Annotated in this window: 1 protein-coding gene and 2 pseudogenes; all 3 read right to left on the reverse strand. The window is 64.3% G+C overall.

What is annotated here, in order from left to right:
* Positions 1–185, reverse strand: a pseudogene (locus GPT33_RS18820) (hypothetical protein); the annotation flags it as partial.
* A 4-nt stretch (positions 186–189) separates the two neighbouring features.
* Positions 190–1,521: a galactosyldiacylglycerol synthase gene (locus tag GPT33_RS18825; protein ID WP_296812202.1), complete on the reverse strand. Its 1,332-nt coding sequence runs from the start codon at positions 1,519–1,521 to the stop codon at positions 190–192.
* 344 nt (positions 1,522–1,865) lie between these two features.
* Positions 1,866–2,148: pseudogene (locus GPT33_RS18830) on the reverse strand (esterase); the annotation flags it as partial.

Here is a 2,148-nt window from a genome sequence, read left to right on the forward strand (position 1 = left end):
CCGAGCGTGTACAGCGCGAAGCCGCCGATGATGGCGGGGTTGAGCATGACAGTTCCTGCCACGTGCAGCACGGCGGGCTTCGCCAGCGCCGCCTTGACCGCGACGCTCGACATGCCTGCCTTGATCAGAAACTGAGCGGTAACCGACAGCAGAACACAGGCGATCGCAGCGAACGTCGTATTCATCGGTTCATCCGCTCATCATTTCTTGATCGAAATCCAAGGAGCGACAGGATTTCGTTCTTTGCGCTTCGCGCGGCCTAAGCTTCGGGATTTTCGAGAAAGCCATCGACGGGTCGCCTCGCGACGGAGCCGGGCATTCGGTTCCCGCCGGCCGTGCAACCCCGACCACCTTGCGGCGGTCCGAGGATGAATCCACCAGACCCACAACCCCGGGATGCTGCCGCGCCTGCTCCAGAATCTGCGCGAGGATCTGCGGCACTTCGAAACCAGCGCGGTTATCGATCCGGCGCACCCGGGCTTGATACTCGGGCAGGTTCCGAGTGATGTCGTCGACCGCTGCGGTGATGGACCGAAGACTGCGTCGCACGACTCCCAGGCCATGTTCGCGCACCCACTCGGTATTCCAGCGCTCCTGCGGCATGGTCCATGCGTTGCGGGTCACGATCACCGGCAGTCCCTGGTGAACGGCCTCGCTCAGACTGCCCGGTCCCGGTTTGCCGATGAAGAAATCGGCCAGCCGCATCCAGCGCGCAACTTCGGTCGTGAAGCCAACCACGACACGCGGCGCCTCCGTCGGCAGAGCGCGGAGCTCCGCTGCCAGGGCCTCGTTGCGACCGCACATCAAAATCAGAGGGGTCTTCGGCAGGCGAGCGGCGATGCCCTTCATCGCCCGTGACCCGGTGCCGCCGAACAACACCAGACCGGTCGGCGTCGCCGCATCCAAGCCTACTCGCTGCCGCTCTTCGGTCCGCGCGATGGGCACTTGTGCATAGAACTCCGGGCGAAGGATCATCCCGCTGCTGCGATGCACACGATCCGGCGAGCAGCCGGCATCCATGGCCTGCGAGGACGCGTAGGCGGTACCACACACCACATGTTGAGCGAGGTCCGGTTCGATCCAGAAGTGCGGCGGGTGGTCCGCCATGTCGGTGAGCACCGTGACGAAGGGTACGCCCGGGTCGGCCAGCGCCAAGCTGTCGTGCAGCGCGCGGTTGAAATTCGGGATCAGCGAGACGACGAGATCGGGACGGGTCGTTCGCCAATGCACCGCCAGGCGCCGTACCATGAGGGCATGCGTCCAGCGGATCATGCCTTGCAGAAGCTTCAGTTCCTGCGCCAACCCGAACGTAAAGCCGGTGGCCAAGCGCCGATTGTAGATGTCCTCGGGCTCCATCCCGGTAACGCGCCGAAAATGCTCGAGCGGGTCCAGCACCTGCGTCAGGTTGACCTTTCGTACACGCCAAGGCAAACCCTGATCATGGATTGCCTGCTCCAGTGCCAGCGCCGCGGCACGATGACCACCGCCCGCATTGAACCAGACCAGATCGACGGTAGTCATGAGGGTGGTCTTCGAGCGCGGCGGCGTGCCGAGGCGAGAGGATCTGCGGTGTTCAGCCAGCGGGCGAAGAGTCACGACGCGAGGTTCCAGGCGGCTGGGCCACATCCGGTCAAGGTAGGCGGGATTATCGACGGTTCCGGTGACAATCGTGTGACACCCGTCGATGCGGGGCCCGCGGTAGGGTCACGAGTGCCGGTCCTCGCGCCTTCGGGCGCCGCATGAGAACGGGGTCGGTCGACTCGGCGACGCCGCCCGCCGAGGCCCGATCCGATCCCGCCGAATCGACGCGCGAGATGCAGGCCTCCCGATCCGCGATCGATATTGGGTCGGTTTCAGACCCGGCTTCAGACATAGAGCGGCGCCATGCGCCGCCAATCGTGGCCGCGGTGCGCCCGTCCATCCCACACGTGCAGCGCGTGCCAAATCCCTTTCGTCCAAAGCAAGTGACTGAACCTGCGATTGTGATCGAGAAATGGATCTTCGTTGCCGACAACCAAGGTGATGTCCATGCCGCGCAGGGCGGCAAGGCGTGTCGGACAGTTTAGGTTCGCGAGGAACTGAGCGGGGCTGTGGAAATAGACCAAGTCGTCCCGGTGGCCGCTGAAGAGATCGCGGAAGCAGTCTACC

This window comes from Thiocapsa sp., from assembly GCF_011390875.1.
Lineage (GTDB): Bacteria > Pseudomonadota > Gammaproteobacteria > Chromatiales > Chromatiaceae > Thiocapsa.

Bases quoted from the DNA above. Each gene is read 5' to 3' on its own strand.
- GPT33_RS18825 (WP_296812202.1), bottom strand. From the start codon at position 1,521: ATGACTACCGTCGATCTGGTCTGGTTCAATGCGGGCGGTGGTCATCGT.